Consider the following 19047-nt stretch of genomic DNA (forward strand, 5'->3'; position numbering starts at 1 on the left):
ATTTCACAGCCAAGTCCCCCAAAGGGGCTATACGGAGGAGCCGGGCAATTCACACCGCCAGATAAGCCACCGGCTCACTCCCCGCCACCGCCTCCGCGCTCCCCAGCTTCACCAGGCGCCTGAGATGGGCCTCCGCCTCCGCGATCGCGATGTTGCGGGAGGGGTACGGGATGTCGGCCCAGGGGCGGTTCCACTCCATGCGTTCGGCGAGTTGCCAGGGGGTGAGGGGAGTGGCGAGGAGGGTCAGGAGGTCGGTGAGGCGGGTTTCGTGGTGGGTCAGCAGCTGGCGTACGCGGGCCGGGGCGTCGGTGAAGGTGTGCTGGTGGGCCGGCAGGACCTCGGCCGGGGCCAGGGCGGCGACGCGTTCCAGGGAGGCCAGGTAGTCGCCCAGGGGATCGGTGACGGTCGTGTCGTCGGGGTCCTCGTAGAGGCCGATGTGAGGGGTGATGCCGGGGAGCAGGTGGTCGCCGGAGAAGAGGCGGCCGCGACCGGGGAGTTGGGCCGGATGGTCCTCCTCCAGGTGCAGACAGACGTGGCCGGGAGTGTGGCCCGGGGTCCAGATCGCGCGCAGCCGGCGGCCGGGGAGGTCGAGGAGTTCGCCGGGGACGATCTCGCGGTCCGGGGCGGCCGGGGTGAAGCCGGGCAGGGTGCTGGGGCGGCGGGCCGTGCGCAGGGGGGCCACGTGCTCCTCGGGGGCGCCGGCCGCCGTGAGTTTGGCCGTCATGTAGGTGAACCAGCGGTCGGGGCGAGTGGTGCGGGTGCGCCGTACGATCGCCGCGTCCGCCGCGTGCATCGCGATCCAGGCGCCCGAGGCCTCGCGCACCTTCCCCGACAGGCCGTGGTGGTCGGGGTGGTGATGGGTGATCACCACCCCGTGGATCTCGTCGGGCGCGGTGCCGCAGGCCGCGAGACCCTCGGTGAGGGTGTCCCAGGACGTCGGGTCGTCCCAGCCGGTGTCGACGAGCACCGGACCCCGGTCGGTGTCCACGACGTACACCAGGGTGTGGCCGAGAGGGTTGTCGGGGATGGGGACCTGGATCGACTTCACGCCGCCGCCGTGGTCGTAGATCTGCGCCATGGGCTCCCCAATCGCCGTGACACGTCCATCGCCTGGACACGTCCCGTCGCCGTGACACGTCCCATCGCCTGGACACGTCCATCGTCGTGACACGTTCCGGCCGACCGGATCACTATAACTAGAACAGGTTCCGATGGGAGCCCGAGTCATCTACGTGCGGTCCGTGGACTACTCCGGACGGAACTGGTATCAGTGCCGTAGATCTGATGGTTCGTCAGAGTCATGCTCTCCGGGGAGGCAGTCGGCCATGACCGAGCTCGTGGAACACGGACAGCTGTTCATCGGCGGGGAGTTGACCGACCCCCTCGGCAAGGACGTCATCGAGGTGATCTCGCCGCACACCGAAGAGGTCATCGGACGCGTCCCGCACGCCTCGCCTGCCGACGTCGACCGGGCCGTCGCGGTGGCGCGCAAGGCGTTCGACGAGGGGCCCTGGCCGCGGATGAGCCTCGACGAGCGGATCGAGGTCGTCTCGCGGATCAAGGACGGGATCGCGATGCGGCACGAGGAGATCGCCCGGGTGATCTCCTGCGAGAACGGGTCCCCGTACTCCTGGAGCGTCCTCGCCCAGGCCCTCGGCGCCATGATGGTCTGGGACGCGGCGATCACGGTCGCGCGGAACTTCACCTATGAGGAGACCCGCGACGGGGTGCTGGGGAAGATCCTCGTGCGGCGCGAGCCGGTCGGGGTCGTGGCGGCCGTCGTCCCCTGGAACGTCCCGCAGTTCGTCGCCGCCGCCAAGCTCGCGCCCGCGCTGCTCACCGGCTGCACCGTCGTGCTCAAGCCGTCTCCCGAGTCACCTCTCGACGCCTACCTCCTCGCCGAGATCGCCAAGGACGCCGGGCTGCCGGAGGGCGTGCTGTCCATCCTTCCCGCGGACCGTGAGGTGAGTGAGTATCTCGTCGGGCACCCGGCGATCGACAAGGTCTCCTTCACCGGCTCGGTGGCGGCCGGGAAGCGGGTGATGGAGGTCGCGGCCCGCAATCTCACCCGGGTGACGCTGGAGCTCGGCGGGAAGTCGGCGGCCGTCGTCCTGCCGGACGCGGACGTCGAGGCGACCGTCGCCGGTGTCGTGCCGGCGGCCTGGATGAACAACGGCCAGGCCTGTGTGGCCCAGACCCGCATCCTGCTCCCGCGCTCCCGCTACGACGAGTTCGCCGAGGCCTTCGCCGCGGCGGCCGGCGCCCTGGTGGTCGGCGACCCGCTCGACCCGGCGACCCAGGTGGGCCCGCTGGTCGCCCAGCGGCAGCAGCGCCGCAACCTCGACTACATCCGCATCGGACAGGAGGAAGGCGCGAAGATCCTGGTCGGCGGCGGACGCCCGGCGGGACAGGAGAAGGGCTGGTACGTCGAGCCGACGCTCTTCGGGGACGTCGACAACTCCATGCGGATCGCCCGTGAGGAGATCTTCGGGCCGGTGATCTGCCTCCTTCCCTACGGCGACGAGTCGGAGGCCCTGAAGATCGCCAACGACTCCGACTACGGCCTCAGCGGCAGCGTCTGGACCGGCGACACCGCGCACGGCATCGAGGTCGCACGCCAGGTCCGTACCGGGACGTACTCGGTGAACACCTTCAGCCTCGACATGCTGGGCCCGTTCGGCGGCTACAAGAACTCCGGTCTGGGCCGGGAGTTCGGGCCCGAGGGGTTCGGCGAGTATCTGGAGCACAAGATGATCCATCTCCCGGCCGGCTGGGAGGCGTAGGGGATGGGTGACCGCTGGCAAGTCGAGGTCGACCGGTCGGTGTGCATCGGGTCGGCCCAGTGCGTCCACCACGCCCCCGACGGCTTCCGCCTCGACACCGGCCGTCAGTCCCATCCGGTCGACCCGGAGGCCGACGCGAACGAGCGGATCCTGGCGGCGGCGGAGAGCTGCCCCGTCGAGGCGATCGTGATCACGCTGCTCGGGAGCGGTGAGCCGGTGTTCCCGCCCGAGGAATGAGAAACGGCGCCAGGAATCTTGCCTTCGGAGGGTCCATTTCCGGGCATTCGTTCTATTCTGAAAGTAGGCCTACGAGACGAGTGAGGGAGTCCGACCGGAGTAGCCGACTCTGGCGAGAGACACAGGGTTTCCGCCGGTGCCGACGTCGACGGTCGGGCTGAGAGGCCGGAAGGCCGTACGCGGCGTACGACCGGAAGGCGACCCCAAGAACCTGATCCGGACCATGCCGGCGAAGGGAACCCGTCTCGTAGGTCTTTCTCGCGCCCTGGCGCGCTCGCGCGGGCCCTACTCGGGCCCCTCCGGGTTCGTCAGGTCGATCAATCGGCACACCGTCTCGATGTCGATCTTCACCTGGGCGATCGAGGCGCGGCCGGACAGCCAGGTGATCAGGGCCGAGTGCCAGGTGTGCTCGATGACGCGGACGGCGGAGAGCTGCTCGGGCGTCGGGTTCTCCAGGCCCATCGCGTCCAGGATGATCACCGTCGTCTGGCGGGAGACCTGGTCGACCTCGGGGGAGACGCTGCGGTCGGCGAAGGTCAGCGCGCGGACCATCGCGTCGGCCAGATGCGGCTCGCGCTGCAGGGCACGGAACGCCCGCATCAGGGTCTCCGCGACCCGCTCGGCCGCCGTCGCGCCCTGCGGCGGCTTCTTCCGCAGCGTGCCGTGCATGTGCTCCAGCTGGTCCTGCATCGTGGCGACCAGCAGATGCACCTTGGACGGGAAGTAGCGGTACAGCGTGCCGAGCGCCACCTGCGAGGACTCCGCGACTTCCCGCATCTGTACGGCGTCGAAGCCGCCCCGGCTGGCGAGCTGCGCGCTGGCGTGCAGGATGCGTCGGCGACGGGCCTCCTGTCGCTCCGTGAGCGGCGGTGAGGCGGGGCTCGCGCTACTGACTTCCGCAGGCATGGATCCCGTTCCGTGACAGTCGGTGAGGGTGAGTGACCGGACAGAGCATGCCAGGGCCTCGGCCGTGGCGTGAATCACCTGATCCATCGCTCACAGCGGCGCTACCTGCCGGTAGATTCAGAGCCTCTTGAACGATCAAGTCTGAAACTTGTTCTAGATTAGCGTCCCGGCGTAATCTCGCGGGACAGAGCAGGGAGAAGGGGGCCTGGAGTGACCGCTGAGGCCAGGGAGGCCGGGTCCCCGGAGGACTCCGCCGCCGACGGCTTGCGACCGCTCGACATCGCGCTTCTCACCTATAAAGGGAACCCGTTCTGCGGCGGCCAGGGTGTCTACGTACGGCACCTCTCCCGCGAGCTGGCCCGCCTCGGCCACCGCGTCGAGGTCATCGGCTCCCAGCCCTACCCCGTCCTCGACGAGGGCGCGGAGTACGCCGGCCGGCTGACCCTCACAGAGCTCCCCAGCCTCGACCTCTACCGCCAGCCCGACCCCTTCCGCACGCCCGGACGCGACGAGTACCGCGACTGGATCGACGCGCTGGAAGTGGGGACCATGTGGACCGGCGGCTTCCCGGAGCCGCTCACCTTCTCGCTGCGCGCCCGCCGCCTGCTGCGCGCCCGACGCGGCGACTTCGACGTCGTGCACGACAACCAGACCCTGGGCTACGGCCTGTTGGGCGACGTGGGCGCGCCCCTCGTCACCACCATCCACCACCCCATCACCGTGGACCGCCAGTTGGAGCTGGACGCGGCGGACGGATGGCGGCGGCGGATGTCGGTGCGGCGCTGGTACGCCTTCACGCGGATGCAGAAGCGGGTGGCCCGCAGGCTGCCCTCCGTGCTCACCGTCTCCGGCACGTCGCGCCAGGAGATCGTCGACCATCTCGGCGTCGCGCAGGACCGCATACACGTGGTGCACATCGGCGCGGACACCGACCTTTTCTCGCCGGATCCGTCGGTTCGGCGGATCCCCGGCCGCATCGTCACCACCTCCAGCGCGGACGTCCCGCTGAAGGGCCTGGTCTTCCTCGTCGAGGCGCTCGCCAAGGTCCGCACCGAGCACCCCGACGCCCATCTCGTCGTCGTCGGCAAGCGGCCCACCGAGGGGCCGGTCGCGCAGGCCGTCGAGCGCTACGGCCTCGAAGGCGCCGTCGAGTTCGTCAAGGGCATCTCCGACGCCGAGCTCGTCGACCTGGTCCGCTCGGCCGAGGTCGCGTGCGTGCCGTCGCTGTACGAGGGCTTCTCCCTGCCGGCCGCCGAGGCCATGGCCACCGGGACGCCGCTCGTCGCCACGACCGGCGGGGCGATTCCCGAGGTCGCCGGGCGCGACGGCGAGACATGCCTGGCGGTGCCGCCGGGGGACTCCGGCGCGCTGGCCGCCGGCCTCAACCGGCTGCTGGGGGACGAGGAACTGCGCCGACGACTGGGAGCGGCCGGACGGGAACGGGTCCTGCGCCACTTCACCTGGGCGAAGGCAGCGGAGGGCACGGTGTCCCGCTACCGCGAGGCGATGGCGCGATCGGCCACCGCCCCCTCCACGCCCCGGGCTTCCCGCCGCCCCACCGCCGGGTCCACACCCGGGGCCGGCCGTGCCGTACCGGCCAGGGAGGCGGGCAGTGCCGTCCTGGCCATGGAGGCGAGCAGTGGCGTGCCGTCAGTAGAGGCGGGCAGCGCTGTGTCGGCGATCGAGGCGGGCAGTGCCGTACCGGCAATGGAGGGCGGTCACGCCGTACCGGCAATCGAGGGCGGCCACTCCGTACCGGCCGGGGAGGCCGAGACCGGAAACCCCGCCCGGGTGACCGAGGCCGCCCAGTGACCGCCGGGCAGCCGACCGGCGGCCCCAGCCCTCGTCCTCACCCCCGCTTCCAACCTCAGCCCCACTTCCAACTCCAGCCCCACCTCCACCCCCGCCCTCACCACCCCGCCCACCCCTCCGACCGCGAAAGCAGGCCCCCGTGCTGACCGTCGACTTCTCCCGGTTCCCGCTCGCCCCGGGCGACCGTGTTCTGGATCTCGGCTGTGGTGCCGGTCGGCACGCGTTCGAGTGCTACCGACGCGGCGCCCAGGTCGTGGCGCTGGACCAGAACGGCGAGGAGATCCGCGAGGTCGCGAAGTGGTTCGCGGCGATGAAGGAGGCCGGAGAGGCGCCGGAGGGGGCCACCGCCACCGCGATGGAGGGCGACGCCCTCGCGCTGCCCTTCCCCGACGAGTCCTTCGACGTCGTGATCATCTCCGAGGTCATGGAGCACATCCCGGACGACAAGGGCGTCCTCGCCGAGATGGTCAGGGTGCTGAAGCCCGGCGGGCGCATCGCCATCACCGTCCCGCGCTACGGCCCCGAGAAGGTCTGCTGGGCCCTGTCCGACGCCTACCACGAGGTCGAGGGCGGCCACATCCGGATCTACAAGGCGGACGAGCTGCTCGCGAAGATCAGGGAAGCCGGGCTGAAGCCCTACGGCACCCACCACGCCCACGCCCTGCACTCCCCCTACTGGTGGCTGAAGTGCGCGTTCGGTGTCGACAACGACAAGGCGCTGCCGGTGCGGGCGTACCACAAGCTGCTGGTCTGGGACATCATGAAGAAACCCCTGGCCACGCGGGTCGCCGAACAGGCGCTGAACCCGCTCATCGGCAAGAGCTTCGTGGCGTACGCGACCAAGCCGCACCTGCCGGCGGTGGACGCGCGGTGACCACCCCCCGGACAGAACACCTCGTCCTGCCCGGGGTCCTCACCGCCGAGGAGGCCGCCGCGACCGTGGCCGGCATTCTCGCGGTACAGCGGGAGGACGGGGCGATCCCGTGGTTCCGCGGGCACCACCTCGACCCCTGGGACCACGTCGAGGCCGCGATGGCGCTGGACACCGCCGGTGAACACACGGCGGCCGAGAAGGCGTACACCTGGCTGGCGACGCATCAGAACGAGGACGGCTCCTGGTACGCGGCCTACGCGGACGGCGCCTTCGACGACGTCACCGACACCGGGCGCGAGACCAACTTCGTCGCCTACATCGCGGTCGGTGTGTGGCACCACTACCTCTCCACCGGCGACGACACCTTCCTCGACCGCATGTGGCCGTCCGTCCACGGCGCCATCGAGTTCGTCCTGCAACTCCAGCAGCCCGGCGGGCAGATCGGCTGGCGGCGCGACGATGACGGTACGGCGACGCCGGACGCGCTGCTGACCGGCTCCTCCTCGATCCACCACGCCCTGCGGTGCGCTCTCGCCATCGCCGAGCAGCGCGAAGAGCCGCAACCCGACTGGGAGTTGGCGGCCGGCGCGCTGCGGCACGCGATACGCCGGCACCCCGAGCGGTTCCTCGACAAGGACCGCTACTCCATGGACTGGTACTACCCCGTGCTGGGCGGCGCGCTGACGGGCGCCGAGGCCAAGTCCCGTATGGAGGAGGGCTGGGAGCGTTTCGTCGTACCGGGGCTCGGGGTGCGCTGCGTCGTGCCGAACCCGTGGGTGACGGGCGGCGAGTCGGCCGAACTCGCCCTGGCCCTGTGGGCGATGGGCGAGTCCGACCGGGCGCTGGAGATCCTGCAGTCGATCCAGCATCTGCGGGACGCCGAGAGCGGGCTGTACTGGACCGGGTACGTCTTCGAGGACCGGGCCATATGGCCCCGCGAGCTCACGACCTGGACCGCCGGGTCCCTGCTGCTGGCCGTCGCGGCGCTCGGCGGGCACGACGCGACCTGCGCCGTGTTCGGCGGGGACCGCCTGCCCGCGGGGCTGGATCCGGACTGCTGCGGCTGAGGGCGGCCGTGCCGCCGCTCGCGGCGCGGACCGTCCCGCCCTCGCCTCAGTGGCGGTGCACTCGACCGGCGATGGCGTGACCCACGAACAGGTACACGACCGCCGCGAGCCCGTAACCGGCGACCACCCTCGCCCACTCCTCGTCGAACGTGAACAGGTCGTGCGACCAGCCGGCCAGCCAGCGGGCCGCGTCATGGACGAACTGGACGAAGTCGTTCGCCTGGTTGGCGTCCAGCAGGTACATCAGAATCCACAGGCCCAGAATCAGAGCCATGACGTCGGCGACGATCGCGATGACCCGCCCGGCCTGATGGGAACCATTGCCATATCGAGGGGACATGCCCTCCGGGTTGCCCTTGACGCGTGAACGAAACCCGTTCCGCGGGGCACGGGCCCGAGACGTGAACGGTCGCTACGTTCAACGTGCGAGGAGGAGTTCCGGGTCGACCGCTACTCCGCGGACGAGGAGTTCCCGGCCACCTGTCTGGGCCGGGTGCGCACCTGGAACGGCACGACCCGCGAACTCACCTTGGACCCCATCTCGGTCTTCCAGTGAAGCCTCTGAACTCCTCTGAACGCCTCAGAACGCATCAGAACTCCTCATTTACGGTTAGGAGTTGAGCTCGGCGAGCAGACGCAGCGTGGGCCGGTCGGGCGAGAGGACCAGCAGATCGGTCACCGGCCCCTTGCGCCACAACTCCAGCCGTTCGGCGATGCGTTCACGCGGTCCGACGAGCGAGATCTCGTCGGCGAAGGCGTCCGGGACGGCGAGCACGGCCTCCTCCCGGCGTCCGCTGAGGAACAGCTCCTGAATCCGCCGCGCCTCCTCCTCGTACCCCATGCGTGCCATGAGGTCGGCGTGGAAGTTACGGGCCGCGTGCCCCATGCCGCCGATGTAGAACCCGAGCATGGCCTTGACGGGCAGGAGCCCTTCGGAGACGTCGTCACAGACCTGCACGCGGGCCAGCGGAGCGACGAGAAAGTCGTCGGGCAACGCGCCGACGGCCTCCCCGTACACATCGGGCCTGCTCGGCGACCAGTACAACGGCAGCCAGCCGTCGGCGATCCGGATGGTCTGGGCGACGTTCTTGGGCCCCTCGGCACCCAGCAGAACAGGAAGGTCCGCCCGCAGCGGATGCGTGATCGGCTTCAGCGCCTTCCCGATCCCCGTCCCGTCCGGCCCGCTGTACGGGTGGGAGTGAAAGCGCCCGTCCAGCGCCACCGGCCCCTCGCGCCGCAGCACTTGCCGTACGACATCGACGTACTCCCTGGTCGCGGTGAGCGGCGACTTCGGGAACGGCCGCCCGTACCACCCCTCCACCACCTGCGGCCCGGACAGTCCGAGCCCGAGCATCATGCGCCCGCCGGAGAGATGGTCGAGGGTGAGGGCGTGCATGGCGGTGGTCGTCGGGGAGCGGGCGGCCATCTGCGCGACGGCGGTACCGAGCCTGATCGTCGACGTCCGCGCGGCGATCCAGGTGAGCGCGGTGAACGCGTCCGAGCCCCAGGACTCGGCGGTCCACACGGAGTCGTAGCCGAGCCGCTCGGCCTCCTGGGCGAGCGGTACGTGGTCCGGGGAGGGGCCGCGCCCCCAGTACCCGAGTGCGAGCCCGAGCCGCATAAGCCTGCCCTCCTGCTGACGGTCCGTCAGGTCTATCGACCGGAGGGCGACTGTACGACAACGGCCCCTCACCGGGAAGGGTGAGGGGCCGCGGTACGGCTTGCTGTGCGGCTCAGCCGCGCTGAATACCCGAGGTGTCCTGAAGCACACCACGGCGACCGTCCTGCGTCTGCGCGACCAGGGTGGCGCCACGCTGCTCGACGGCCAGGTACCAGGTGCCCGGCGCCAGTTCGGCGATCGGCGTCGGCGAGCCGTCCTCCGCGAACAGCGGCCGCGGCACGGGCACGGCGAACCAGAACGGGGAGAAGTCCCCACCGGCCGTCGGCGCGGGAGCCTGCGGCTGCCCACCCCCGAACGGCTGCCCGGCCTGCGGCTGCCCACCGTAGGGCTGCTGCGGCTGCCCCTGCGCACCCGGGTAGCCGTAACCACCGGGGGGCTGGGCGCCGTAGGGCTGGGGAGCGGCGGGGCTGGGTGCCGGGAGAAGCGCGGCCTGGAGGGCCGGGACCAAGGGGGTGGCGACCGCGCCCGCGGCGAGGACAAGGGCGGCGATGAAGCCCAGGATCAGCCCGGCTGCGGCGCTGCCGCCCTCCGGAACGTCCACCAGGGTCCAGAACATGCTCCACGCGGCGAGGATCGTGAACGACACACCGACCGTCCCGAGGTCCAGCCCGGCGACCTTGCGCGGCTGGGGCAGGATGCGGTTGACAACGATCAGGGCAGCACCGATGACCCCGCCCAGGTAGGTGCCGAAGCCGACTCCAAGGTTTTCCCACCCGTTGATGTCAACGTTGAAGCCGGAGGCGGAGTAGAGCTGGAGGAACGACGCGATGAACAGCAATACCGCTGCTCCGATCACCACGCCGTCGCCTCGAGTGAGGGAGCGGATATTCACTTCAGGTCCTTCGTCAGTCGTCTCAACATCGGCATCGCTGGAGGCGTCGCTGTCACCATGTCGCCGTCAGGCCCCGGTGTGAAGCGCGGGGGTGGCCCCTCATCGTACGGACGACCTTATCGTCCGACCGACGCGGCTGTCCGCCGGGATCAGCCCGTGGACCACTACCCCCGCAGGAAACTCACGATTCCCTCAGAGATCCCTTGCGCCGCCTTCTGCCGCCAGGCTCCGTTGGTGAGCTGTGCCGCGTCCTTGCTATCGCGCATGTTGCCGCACTCGATGAACACCTTGGGAACCGTTGACAGATTGAGACCGCCGAGATCCTTACGCGTGACGAGGCCGGTGCCGTCGCCGATGTAGTTGGAGGGGGCGTTGCCGGTGACGCGGACGAAGGAGCCGGCGATGCGTTCGCCGAGGGCGCGGGAGGGGGCGACGATGGGGCCGGTGCTCGCGGCGCCTTCGTCCACCTTGCCGGGGAGGATGACGTGGAAGCCCCGTTGACCGGCGCCCGCGCCGTCCGCGTGGATGGAGACGACAGCGTCGGCCTGCGCCTTGTTGCCGATCTCGGCCCGCTCGTCGACGCACGGACCCCAGGAACGGTCGCCGTCCTGGGTGAACTTGACCGTGGCGCCCTGCTTCTCCAGCAGCGTGCGCATGCGGTGGGCGACGTCGAGGGTGAACTCGGCCTCGGAGTAGCCGTCGTTCGTCGACGTACCCGTGGTGTCGCACTCCTTCCAGTTGGTCCCGATGTTCACCTTGCGGTTGATCTCGGACGTGTGCTGGAAGTTGCCCGGGTTGTGGCCCGGGTCGATGACGACGACCTTGCCCTTGAGGGAGCCGGAGGCGGCCGGCGCGGACGTGGAGTCCGTGGTGGGGGTGGGCCCCGGCGGCTTGTCGTCGCTCGTGGTGGAGTCCGTCGGCGCCGTGTCCGAGCGGGCCTGCGAGGGCTGTACGGCCGCGTTGCCGGAGCTGCCTCCGTCGCCGCCCACCGCCTCGTACATCACCCAGCCGAGCAGGGCCCCGGGCACCAGCGCGGCGAGCGCCACGGTGAGGACGCGGCGGCGGCTGCGGCGGGGCTGGGGAGGATCGAAGTCCGGACCTACGTACGACACGCCTGACACCATACGGGCCGACCGCGGCCGACGCGGGAAGGCCACGGCCGAGCCGCGTCCGAGTTCAGACTCCCGTGTTCGGATTCCCGGGTTTCGGATTCCGGTGTCCGGATTCGCGTGCTTCGGATTCCCGTGTTCAGATTCCCGGGCCGGTCCGCTTCAGTACGCGCAGCGAGTCCGCCACCGACACCTCGGTGAACGCGCCGGACTCCAGTGCCCGGAGGTAGACCCGGTACGGGGCCTGGCCCGTGAACTCGTCCTGCGGGTCCGGGAACACGTCGTGGATGACCAGCAGGCCGCCCTCGGCGACATGCGGTGCCCAGCCCTCGTAGTCGGCGATCGCGTGCTCGTCGGTGTGGCCGCCGTCGATGAAGACCAGGCCGAGCGGGGTGCCCCAGACCTTCGCGACCTGCGGGGAACGGCCGACCAGGGCGATCACGTGCTCCTCCAGGCCCGCCGTGTGCAGCGTGCGGCGGAACGTCGGCAGGGTGTCCATGAGGCCGATCGCCGGGTCGACCGTCTCCGGGTCGTGGTACTCCCAGCCCGGCTGCTGCTCCTCGCTGCCGCGGTGGTGGTCGAGCGTGAGGGCCGTCACGCCGGCCGAGCGGGCGGCGTCGGCGAGCAGGATCGTGGAGCGGCCGCAGTAGGTGCCGACCTCCAGCAGGGGGAGGCCGAGGCGGCCGGCCTCGACCGCCGCCGCGTGGAGCGCGAGCCCCTCGCCCGTGGGCATGAAGCCCTTCGCCGCCTCGAACGCGGCCAGGATCTCGGGCTTGGGGGCCGGGGCCATGGGGTCCCTTTCGGTCGTACGAGTGGTTGGGCGCCCATGGTGCACCACACCCCCCGTCAGCTCTCCGACGGGGGGGTGCGCCCCGAAGGGGGCGCGGGGAACTGCGCGACAAGCCACGATGCACCCGCACCCGCCGGAGGCACATCCCGGCACCTCTCCGGGCGCTACGCAGTCACAGCCGCACCCGGAGGCAACGCCAGATCCACATCCACCGCGCTGTCGTCCCCCGAGTGCGTCGCCGAAGAGGCGAGCGGGGCGTGGCCGTCGGCCCGGGCCGCCAGGACGTACGCGCCCTGGGTGGGCACGGCGAGGGCGTAGCTGCCGTCGTCCGCGGAGAGGGTGGCTCCGGCCTGGCGGCCGCGGCGGTCGATCAGGGTGACGTTGGCGCGGGGGACCGGGGTGCCCTCGGCGTCCAGGACCCGGCCGCGGAAGCCGCGCAGGGCTTCCTCGGCGCGCTCCAGGTTGGCGTCCTCCTCGCTGCTGGCCCGCAGTTGCGTGTGGGCGGCGGCCGGGCGCTGCCCGGGGAGGAAGAGGGCGAGGAGCAGGCCTACGGCGACGGCGGCGGTCGCGATCAGGAAGGAGACGCGGAAGCCGTGCATGGTCGGGATCTCGACGCCGCCCACGTTGTTCGCGGTGTTGGCCAGGACCATGCCGATGACGGCGCTGGAGACCGACGTACCGATGGAACGCATCAGCGTGTTGAGGCCGTTGGCCGCACCCGTCTCCGAGGCGGGGACCGCGCCGATGATCAGGGCGGGCAGGGAGGAGTAGGCGAGGCCGATGCCCGCGCCGAGGACGACCGCGATGACCAGGCTCTGCCAGGGGGCGCTCATCAGGCCGAGGCCGGCGCCGTAGCCGATCGCGATGATCAGCATGCCGAGGATCAGGGTGGTCTTGGGGCCGTACTTCGCCGAGAGGCGGGCGTAGACGGGGGCCGTGAACATCATCGTCAGGCCGAGCGGGGCGACGAGCAGGCCCGCGACGACCATCGACTGACCGAGGCCGTAGCCGGTCTCCTTCGGCAGCTGGAGCAGCTGGGGAAGGACCAGGGAGACGACGTAGAAGCTGACGCCGACCATGATCGACGCGAGGTTGGTGAAGAGGACGGCGGGGCGGGCGGTGGTGCGCAGGTCGACCAGCGGGGCCTTCGCGCGCAGCTCGTAGACGCCCCACAGGAGCAGGACGACCACCGAGCCGGCGAACATGCCGAGCGTGCCGGTCGACGTCCAGCCCCAGTCGCTGCCCTTGGTGATGGGCAGCAGGAAGAGGACGAGGCCGGCGGAGAGGCCGAGCGCGCCGAGGGCGTCGAAGGTGCCTTCCGCGCGGACCTTGGACTCCGGTACGACGAGGAGGGTGAGGGCGATGGACAGGATGCCGAGGGCGGCGGCGCCGTAGAAGAGGGCGTGCCAGTTGCTGTGCTGGGCGACCAGGGCCGCGGCGGGCAGTGCGAGGCCGCCGCCGACGCCGATCGAGGAGCTCATCAGCGCCATCGCCGAGCCGAGGCGCTCGCGGGGCAGCATGTCGCGCATCAGGCCGATGCCGAGCGGGATCGCGCCCATCGCGAAGCCCTGGAGGGTACGGCCGACGATCATGGGGAGCAGGGTGCTGGTGAACGCGCTGATCAGTGCGCCGACGACCATCACAGACAGGCTGGCTATGAGCATGCGCCGCTTGCCGTAGAGGTCACCGAGGCGGCCCATGATCGGGGTGGCGACGGCGCCGGAGAGCAGGGTGGAGGTCAGGACCCAGGTGGCGTTGCTGGGCGCGGTGCTCAGCAGCTGCGGCAGGTCCTTGATGACCGGGACGAGCAGGGTCTGCATCACCGCGACAACGATGCCCGCGAAGGCGAGGACCGGGACGAGGGCGCCGGACGGGCCCGGGGTGCCGGTGTCCGCTCTGCCGGTGGGCTGTTCGTTCGTCGTTCGTGTCATGTGTACATCGAACTCCGTCTGCCTGGGCAACTATTCCGATGCTTTGGGTCACTAACGAATTCTTGACCTTCTCTTGGGACGGCGACCGACGGCGGTCCCAGGCCCGCCCCGGGTGGACCTGGGGCCGTCCGGGGTCCTAGGCCGCCCCCGGGACGGGCCTAGGTCGAATTCCTGATGCCAGGAGCGTCGGTCGTTGAGAGCATGACACCCATGCTCGAAGCCGCCGACGTCACCCGCGCCCCTCGCCGCAGCGCACCGCCCACCTGGCTGGTGGTGGCGCTCGCGTGCGCCGGACAGTTCCTGGTCGTGCTCGACGTGGCCGTCGTGAACGTGGCGCTGCCGTCGATGCGGGCCGATCTGGGACTCGACGCACAGGGCCTGCAATGGGTGGTGAACGCCTACGCCATCGCCTTCGCCGGGTTCATGCTGCTGGGCGGGCGGGCCGGGGACCTGTACGGCCGCAAGCGGATGTTCCTCGTCGGGCTCGGCCTGTTCACCCTGGCCTCGCTGGCCGGCGGGCTGGCTCAGCAGGACTGGCAGCTGCTGGCCGCGCGGGGCGTGCAGGGGCTGGGCGCGGCGGTGCTGGCGCCCTCGACGCTGACGATCCTCACGGCCGCGGTGCCGGAGGGGGCGGCCCGGGCGCGGGCGATAGGGACGTGGACCGCCGTCGGCGCGGGCGGCGGCGCCGCGGGCGGACTGGTCGGCGGAGTGCTGGTGGACCTGCTGTCCTGGCGCTGGGTCCTGCTGATCAATGTGCCGGTGGGCGCGGTGGTGCTGGCCGGCGCGATGCTCTGGCTGGCCGAGAGCCGGGCGGGGGACGGGCGGCGGCTGGACCTTCCGGGCGCCGTTTTGGTGACGGGCGGGCTCGCGACCCTGGCGTACGGCATCTCACAGACGGAGGCCGCGGGCTGGACGGCGCCGGACACGGTCGTGCCGCTGCTCGCCGGTCTCGCGCTGATCGGCGCCTTCCTCGCCGTCGAGGCGCGTACGGCGGCCCCGCTGATGCCGCTCGGGCTGCTCAGGGTGCGGGCGGTGGCGTCGGCGAACGTGGCGATGTTCCTGTGCGGGTCGGCGATGTTCTGCATGTGGTTCTTCATGACCCTGTACGCCCAGAACGTGCTCCACTACACCCCGCTGGAGGCCGGTCTGGCACTGGTGCCGAGCTCGCTGGCCGTGATCCTCGGCTCCAAGCTGGCGCCGCGGCTCATGCGGGGGTTCGGGCCGCGTGGCGTGGCGGCGGCGGGGACTTTGGTTGCGGCCGTCGGCTTCGGCTGGCAGTCGATGCTGAGCGTGCACGGCGCGTATGTGACGTCGATCATGGTGCCCGGCGTCCTGATGATGCTGGGCGCGGGCCTGGCGGCGACCCCGCTGGCGGCCCTGGCCACGTCCGGGGCCCGGCCGGAGGAGGCGGGGCTGGTGTCGGGGCTGGTCAACACCTCGCGCACGATGGGCGGGTCCCTGGGGCTCGCGGTCATGTCGACGATCGCGGCGGCCCGTTCGAGGGGCAGCGGGGCGTCGGAGGCGCTGACCGAGGGGTACGCGCTGGTGTTCCGTACGTCGACCGTGGTGCTGGTGGTGGGGGCGGTGCTGATGCTGGTGTGGCTACCGAGGAAGACCGCCGCGGACTCGCCCAAGACCGCTTCCGTGACCTCCACCACGGACTCCTCCACGGACTCCACCGTGACCTCCTCCACGGGCTCCACCGCGGACTCCTCCACGGACTCCACCGTGACCTCCTCCACGGACTCCACCGCGGACTCCACCGCGAATTCCTCCACGAACTCCTCCGCGGACTGAGGCAACGATCCGGGGGCTCCATGGACTCCTTTGAATATCTAGGGAGGTGCCCATGGGGGATCGCAAGGCGGCTCGGGACTCGGAGTTCCAGAGCTTTGTCATCGGCCGCTGGCCACGCCTGCTGCGGACGGCATTTCTCCTCACGGGGGAACAGCACGCCGCGGAGGATCTGGTCCAGTCGACGCTCGAACAGGTCTATGTGGCCTGGCGCAGGGTCGGCTCGGCCGACGACCCGGAGGCGTATGTACGGCGCGTGATGATCAACGCGCACGCACGCAAGCACCGCAGAAGGCTCAGGGAGTTCCTGGCGCCCAAGGACGACTCGGGACTGGCGCGCGAGGTGGCGGACACCGGTGACCGCATCGCCCAGGCCGAGGACCGCGACGCGCTGCTCACGGCGTTGGCCCAACTGCCGCCACGGCAGCGGGAGGCGGTGGTCCTGCGCTACTGGGAGGACCTGACCGAGACACAGACGGCGGAGGCGATGGGCTGTTCCGTCGGCGCGGTGAAGAGCAACGCGGCCAAGGGGATCGCGAAGCTCCGCGCCATACCGGGACTGGCCGAGACGGTGACGCAGGGAGGACGCAGCCGATGAGCGCGGACCGGGAGACGAACCACGGCATGACCAGCCACGACATGACCCACACGGACATCGCCCTGCTGCTCGCCGACGCCGCGGACGAGGTCGAGATCGGTATAGCCCCCTACGACGCGGTCCTTCGGGGCGGCCGCCGCCGCAGGGCCCGCCGCTGGGCCGTGGCCACGGCGACGGCCCTGGTGCTGGTGGGCTCGGCGGGCACCCTGGCGGTGGCGGGCATTCCGGGCGGGGGCGGCGACCGGGGGGCCTCGCCGGCGACCGGCTCGCCCACCGAACCGGCGCCGGACGTGCGCACGCCCGCGCGGACCGTGCTCGCGGTGGGGACGGATGCCGGCAAGGACTGGCGGGTGTACCTCGACGTCTGGGAGCCGCCGCGCAACGAGCGCGAGGCGCGGGAGGAGCGGGGCGCGATGGCCGAGTTCGGGCACATCCCGTCGGACCTGCGCGAGGCCTCGGCCCTGATCGGCAGGAGCTCGTACTTCGTGCGGCGCGAATACGGGGACGCGACGAGTGACCAGGTCCTGATCGAGGACACGTTCACCGCCGAGGACACCATGTCCGGCAAGGACATCGAAGCCGTCGCGGTCCCCCTGGAGCCGGGTTCCGAGAACGGCCCGGAGCGTCTGGTCGTCGGTCAGGTCGCCGTGACCGCCCGCAACGTCACCTGCACCTGGCAGGACGGCACGAAGACCGAAGTCCCGGTGGTGTCCGAGGCGGGTGACTACAACAGCGACGACTTCGTCATCCGCCCGGCGGACGGCTCCCCGGTGAACTGGTTCGTGTGCCTCGCCCCCAAGGGGACGGCGTACAAGTCGGTGGCGGTGACGAGGTAGGCGGCGATGGCGAGTCGGTGGCGGTGGCGAGTCGGTGGCGATGGCGAGTCGGTGGCGGTGAGGAGCTGGGGAGCGCGGCTCGACTCGGCCCGCTCGCGGTGGTTCCCGGTCAGAGCCACCCCTGCTGCCGCGCCTCCCGCAGCGCCTCCATCCGGTTGCGGGTGCCCGTCTTGCCGATGGCGGAGGAGAGGTAGTTGCGGACGGTGGACTCGGACAGATGGAGCTTGCCGGCGATGTCGGCGACCGTCGCGCCCTCCGTGGCGGCGTTGAGGACGTCGCGTTCGCGGGCGGTGAGCGGATTGGGGCCGGCGCTCAGGGCGGCCGCGGCGAGGGCGGGGTCGATCACCGTCTCACCGGTGAGCACCCGTCGTACGGCGACGGCGAGTTCCTCGACCGGGCCGTCCTTGACCAGGAAACCGGCGGCGCCCGCCTCCATGGCCCGGCGCAGATAGCCGGGGCGGCCGAACGTCGTCAGGATCAGCACCCGGCAGTCGGGGACCTGGTCCCGCAGCTCGGCCGCCGCGTCGAGGCCGCTGAGACCGGGGAGTTCGATGTCGAGGAGGGCGACGTCGGGGCGGTGGGTGAGAGCGGCGTCCACGATGGTGTCACCGGCCGAGACCTGCGCGACGACCTCGATGTCCGGCTCCATCCCGAGCAGTAAAGCGAGTGCTCCGCGCATCATCCCCTGGTCCTCGGCGAGCAGAACCCGAATGGACTTGGCGGGGCGGTGATCCCGCGGCATCTCGTTCACGGGGCAAGCGTAGGGCGCACAGGGCTGATGCGGACCTCACGGTCACCACGCAAAAGGCGGCTGCTCTCCTGACGATTCCGCGCGGCGCGGCAATTGAGGTATTCGCTTTCGGCAGGGTCTGGAAAGGAGTGGAGATGGCCCTTGGAAACGTTGACGCTCTTCCGATCTTCATGAGGTCTGGGCTGTCTGCCGCAGGTAGCGGCCGTTGCGGGCGCGGGCTGGTGGCGTCGTCGCCAGTCGGACGGCGAGCGGAGTCCACGCCATGGCCTGCGGCCTCCGTTTGATCTTTGTTCGGCCACACGTCACGCGATGATCAACGGTTGCCGTACCTGTCTTCACATTGCCCCTGACCAGCAAGATCGCGGCCTATGGCTGGGGTACTTAGGATGGGTGCGGTAGTCAATCTCGACGCCTTCGGCTGGAGGAGGTTCGTGATGACGCACGATGGCGGGCTGAGACTGCATCTGCAGCGTGTCTTGCGCGCACGGCGCCCGGTCGTATTCCGAGCCTTGACCGAACCGCAGGAACTCACCAAGTGGTGGGGACCTGACGGATTCGTCATCACCAGTGTGGAAAGCGACCTTCGGCCAGGAGGTGGCTATCGGATCGCGATGCAGCCTCCGGAAGGCGATCTGTTCTACCTGGTGGGAGAATTCCTTGAGGTCGACCCTCCGGCACGTCTGTCCTACACCTTCCGGTGGGAGGATCCCGATCCCGAGGATCGGGAGACGGTGGTGACGCTGTCGCTTCGCGACGTCGGTGGTACACGGGCTGAGTTGGCCATCAGCCAGGGCGACTTCGCCACCGAGCGGCGCCAAGCTCTCCACGAGGAGGGCTGGACGCAGAGCCTCAACAAGCTGGAGGAGCTGATGTCGTCGGCTGCGCCGGCCTGAGATCTCTGCCGCAGGGGAGCGGCCCCGCCGGTGTCCGCGCCTGTCTTCATATCGCCCTGACCAGCAAGATTGCGATCTACTGCTGGAGTACTAGTACTCCAGTGGTACTTCACCATTCCCGCTGGTCAGAGACGGTCTTTCGAGCTTAGCGGG

The 19047-nt window shown here is 70.6% G+C and carries 18 protein-coding genes; 9 read left to right on the plus strand and 9 right to left on the minus strand.

Translation table 11 applies throughout. The features are described 5' to 3' along the window. Window positions 1-49: 49 nt before the first annotated feature. Window positions 50-1078 carry an MBL fold metallo-hydrolase gene (locus ACFPQ9_RS34995; protein ID WP_380862459.1) on the minus strand — a complete coding sequence of 343 codons (1029 nt, stop codon included), beginning with the start codon at window positions 1076-1078 and terminating at the stop codon, window positions 50-52. 247 nt (window positions 1079-1325) lie between these two features. On the opposite strand from ACFPQ9_RS34995, the gene ACFPQ9_RS35000 reads away from it, so the two are divergent. Next, a complete protein-coding gene (locus ACFPQ9_RS35000) occupies window positions 1326-2783 on the plus strand; it encodes an aldehyde dehydrogenase (RefSeq protein WP_380862461.1) in 1458 nt (485 codons plus the stop codon). Between the two features lie 3 nt (window positions 2784-2786). Further along, window positions 2787-3020, plus strand: a complete 234-nt coding sequence (locus ACFPQ9_RS35005) for a ferredoxin (protein WP_380862463.1) — start codon at window positions 2787-2789, stop codon at window positions 3018-3020. A gap of 285 nt (window positions 3021-3305) precedes the next feature. On the opposite strand, the gene ACFPQ9_RS35010 is transcribed toward ACFPQ9_RS35005, so the two are convergent. Continuing rightward, on the minus strand, window positions 3306-3926 hold the full coding sequence (locus ACFPQ9_RS35010; RefSeq protein WP_380862465.1) for a TetR family transcriptional regulator: 621 nt from the start codon (window positions 3924-3926) through the stop codon (window positions 3306-3308). Between the two features lie 210 nt (window positions 3927-4136). Between ACFPQ9_RS35010 and ACFPQ9_RS35015 the strand changes: the two genes are divergently transcribed. From ACFPQ9_RS35015 to ACFPQ9_RS35025, 3 genes are all read left to right on the plus strand, one after another. After that, window positions 4137-5738: a glycosyltransferase family 4 protein gene (locus tag ACFPQ9_RS35015; protein ID WP_380862467.1), complete on the plus strand. Its 1602-nt coding sequence runs from the start codon at window positions 4137-4139 to the stop codon at window positions 5736-5738. 139 nt (window positions 5739-5877) lie between these two features. Next, window positions 5878-6612, plus strand: coding sequence for a class I SAM-dependent methyltransferase (locus ACFPQ9_RS35020; RefSeq protein WP_380862469.1), 735 nt, complete (start codon window positions 5878-5880; stop codon window positions 6610-6612). Then, a complete protein-coding gene (locus tag ACFPQ9_RS35025; protein WP_380862471.1) occupies window positions 6609-7679 on the plus strand; it encodes a prenyltransferase/squalene oxidase repeat-containing protein in 1071 nt (356 codons plus the stop codon). Before ACFPQ9_RS35020 ends, ACFPQ9_RS35025 begins: the two co-directional genes overlap by 4 nt. A gap of 46 nt (window positions 7680-7725) precedes the next feature. Here ACFPQ9_RS35025 and ACFPQ9_RS35030 read toward each other — a convergent pair whose 3' ends face one another. From ACFPQ9_RS35030 to ACFPQ9_RS35055, 6 genes are all read right to left on the minus strand, one after another. Further along, a complete protein-coding gene (locus ACFPQ9_RS35030; protein ID WP_380862473.1) occupies window positions 7726-8019 on the minus strand; it encodes a hypothetical protein in 294 nt (97 codons plus the stop codon). A gap of 270 nt (window positions 8020-8289) precedes the next feature. Continuing rightward, window positions 8290-9300 carry an LLM class F420-dependent oxidoreductase gene (locus tag ACFPQ9_RS35035; protein WP_380862475.1) on the minus strand — a complete coding sequence of 337 codons (1011 nt, stop codon included), beginning with the start codon at window positions 9298-9300 and terminating at the stop codon, window positions 8290-8292. Between the two features lie 112 nt (window positions 9301-9412). Then, window positions 9413-10192, minus strand: coding sequence for a single stranded DNA-binding domain-containing protein (locus ACFPQ9_RS35040; RefSeq protein ID WP_380862477.1), 780 nt, complete (start codon window positions 10190-10192; stop codon window positions 9413-9415). 164 nt (window positions 10193-10356) lie between these two features. Beyond that, on the minus strand, window positions 10357-11304 hold the full coding sequence (locus tag ACFPQ9_RS35045) for an N-acetylmuramoyl-L-alanine amidase (RefSeq protein ID WP_380862479.1): 948 nt from the start codon (window positions 11302-11304) through the stop codon (window positions 10357-10359). Between the two features lie 136 nt (window positions 11305-11440). Beyond that, on the minus strand, window positions 11441-12091 hold the full coding sequence (locus ACFPQ9_RS35050) for a class I SAM-dependent methyltransferase (RefSeq protein ID WP_380862481.1): 651 nt from the start codon (window positions 12089-12091) through the stop codon (window positions 11441-11443). A gap of 164 nt (window positions 12092-12255) precedes the next feature. Beyond that, window positions 12256-14022, minus strand: coding sequence for an MFS transporter (locus ACFPQ9_RS35055; protein WP_380862483.1), 1767 nt, complete (start codon window positions 14020-14022; stop codon window positions 12256-12258). A 210-nt stretch (window positions 14023-14232) separates the two neighbouring features. Here ACFPQ9_RS35055 and ACFPQ9_RS35060 point away from each other — a divergent pair, with 210 nt between their 5' ends. Genes ACFPQ9_RS35060 through ACFPQ9_RS35070 form a run of 3 tightly spaced genes read left to right on the plus strand, consistent with a single transcriptional unit; the run spans window position 14233 to window position 17250 of the window. Beyond that, the gene (locus tag ACFPQ9_RS35060; RefSeq protein ID WP_380862485.1) at window positions 14233-15819 is read left to right on the plus strand and encodes an MFS transporter; all 1587 of its coding nucleotides are present in this window, start codon (window positions 14233-14235) and stop codon (window positions 15817-15819) included. A 52-nt stretch (window positions 15820-15871) separates the two neighbouring features. Continuing rightward, window positions 15872-16414: a SigE family RNA polymerase sigma factor gene (locus ACFPQ9_RS35065; RefSeq protein ID WP_030960044.1), complete on the plus strand. Its 543-nt coding sequence runs from the start codon at window positions 15872-15874 to the stop codon at window positions 16412-16414. Further along, a complete protein-coding gene (locus ACFPQ9_RS35070) occupies window positions 16411-17250 on the plus strand; it encodes a hypothetical protein (RefSeq protein ID WP_380862487.1) in 840 nt (279 codons plus the stop codon). Before ACFPQ9_RS35065 ends, ACFPQ9_RS35070 begins: the two co-directional genes overlap by 4 nt. A 109-nt stretch (window positions 17251-17359) precedes the next feature. Here ACFPQ9_RS35070 and ACFPQ9_RS35075 read toward each other — a convergent pair whose 3' ends face one another. Beyond that, window positions 17360-17992 (minus strand): response regulator, encoded by a 633-nt coding sequence (locus ACFPQ9_RS35075; protein WP_380862493.1) that lies wholly within the window; start codon window positions 17990-17992, stop codon window positions 17360-17362. 395 nt (window positions 17993-18387) lie between these two features. Between ACFPQ9_RS35075 and ACFPQ9_RS35080 the strand changes: the two genes are divergently transcribed. Then, a complete protein-coding gene (locus tag ACFPQ9_RS35080) occupies window positions 18388-18894 on the plus strand; it encodes an SRPBCC family protein (protein ID WP_380862489.1) in 507 nt (168 codons plus the stop codon). Window positions 18895-19047: the final 153 nt, after the last annotated feature.

Origin of the sequence: Streptomyces coerulescens (assembly GCF_042657965.1) — a bacterium.
In the GTDB taxonomy this organism is placed as follows: Bacteria; Actinomycetota; Actinomycetes; order Streptomycetales; family Streptomycetaceae; genus Streptomyces; species Streptomyces coerulescens.

Bases quoted from the DNA above. Each gene is read 5' to 3' on its own strand.
- ACFPQ9_RS34995 (WP_380862459.1), bottom strand. From the start codon at position 1,078: ATGGCGCAGATCTACGACCACGGCGGCGGCGTGAAGTCGATCCAGGTC.
- ACFPQ9_RS35000 (WP_380862461.1), top strand. From the start codon at position 1,326: ATGACCGAGCTCGTGGAACACGGACAGCTGTTCATCGGCGGGGAGTTG.
- ACFPQ9_RS35005 (WP_380862463.1), top strand. From the start codon at position 2,787: ATGGGTGACCGCTGGCAAGTCGAGGTCGACCGGTCGGTGTGCATCGGG.
- ACFPQ9_RS35010 (WP_380862465.1), bottom strand. From the start codon at position 3,926: ATGCCTGCGGAAGTCAGTAGCGCGAGCCCCGCCTCACCGCCGCTCACG.
- ACFPQ9_RS35030 (WP_380862473.1), bottom strand. From the start codon at position 8,019: ATGTCCCCTCGATATGGCAATGGTTCCCATCAGGCCGGGCGGGTCATC.
- ACFPQ9_RS35035 (WP_380862475.1), bottom strand. From the start codon at position 9,300: ATGCGGCTCGGGCTCGCACTCGGGTACTGGGGGCGCGGCCCCTCCCCG.
- ACFPQ9_RS35050 (WP_380862481.1), bottom strand. From the start codon at position 12,091: ATGGCCCCGGCCCCCAAGCCCGAGATCCTGGCCGCGTTCGAGGCGGCG.
- ACFPQ9_RS35055 (WP_380862483.1), bottom strand. From the start codon at position 14,022: ATGACACGAACGACGAACGAACAGCCCACCGGCAGAGCGGACACCGGC.
- ACFPQ9_RS35060 (WP_380862485.1), top strand. From the start codon at position 14,233: ATGCTCGAAGCCGCCGACGTCACCCGCGCCCCTCGCCGCAGCGCACCG.
- ACFPQ9_RS35065 (WP_030960044.1), top strand. From the start codon at position 15,872: ATGGGGGATCGCAAGGCGGCTCGGGACTCGGAGTTCCAGAGCTTTGTC.
- ACFPQ9_RS35070 (WP_380862487.1), top strand. From the start codon at position 16,411: ATGAGCGCGGACCGGGAGACGAACCACGGCATGACCAGCCACGACATG.
- ACFPQ9_RS35075 (WP_380862493.1), bottom strand. From the start codon at position 17,992: ATGCCGCGGGATCACCGCCCCGCCAAGTCCATTCGGGTTCTGCTCGCC.
- ACFPQ9_RS35080 (WP_380862489.1), top strand. From the start codon at position 18,388: ATGGGTGCGGTAGTCAATCTCGACGCCTTCGGCTGGAGGAGGTTCGTG.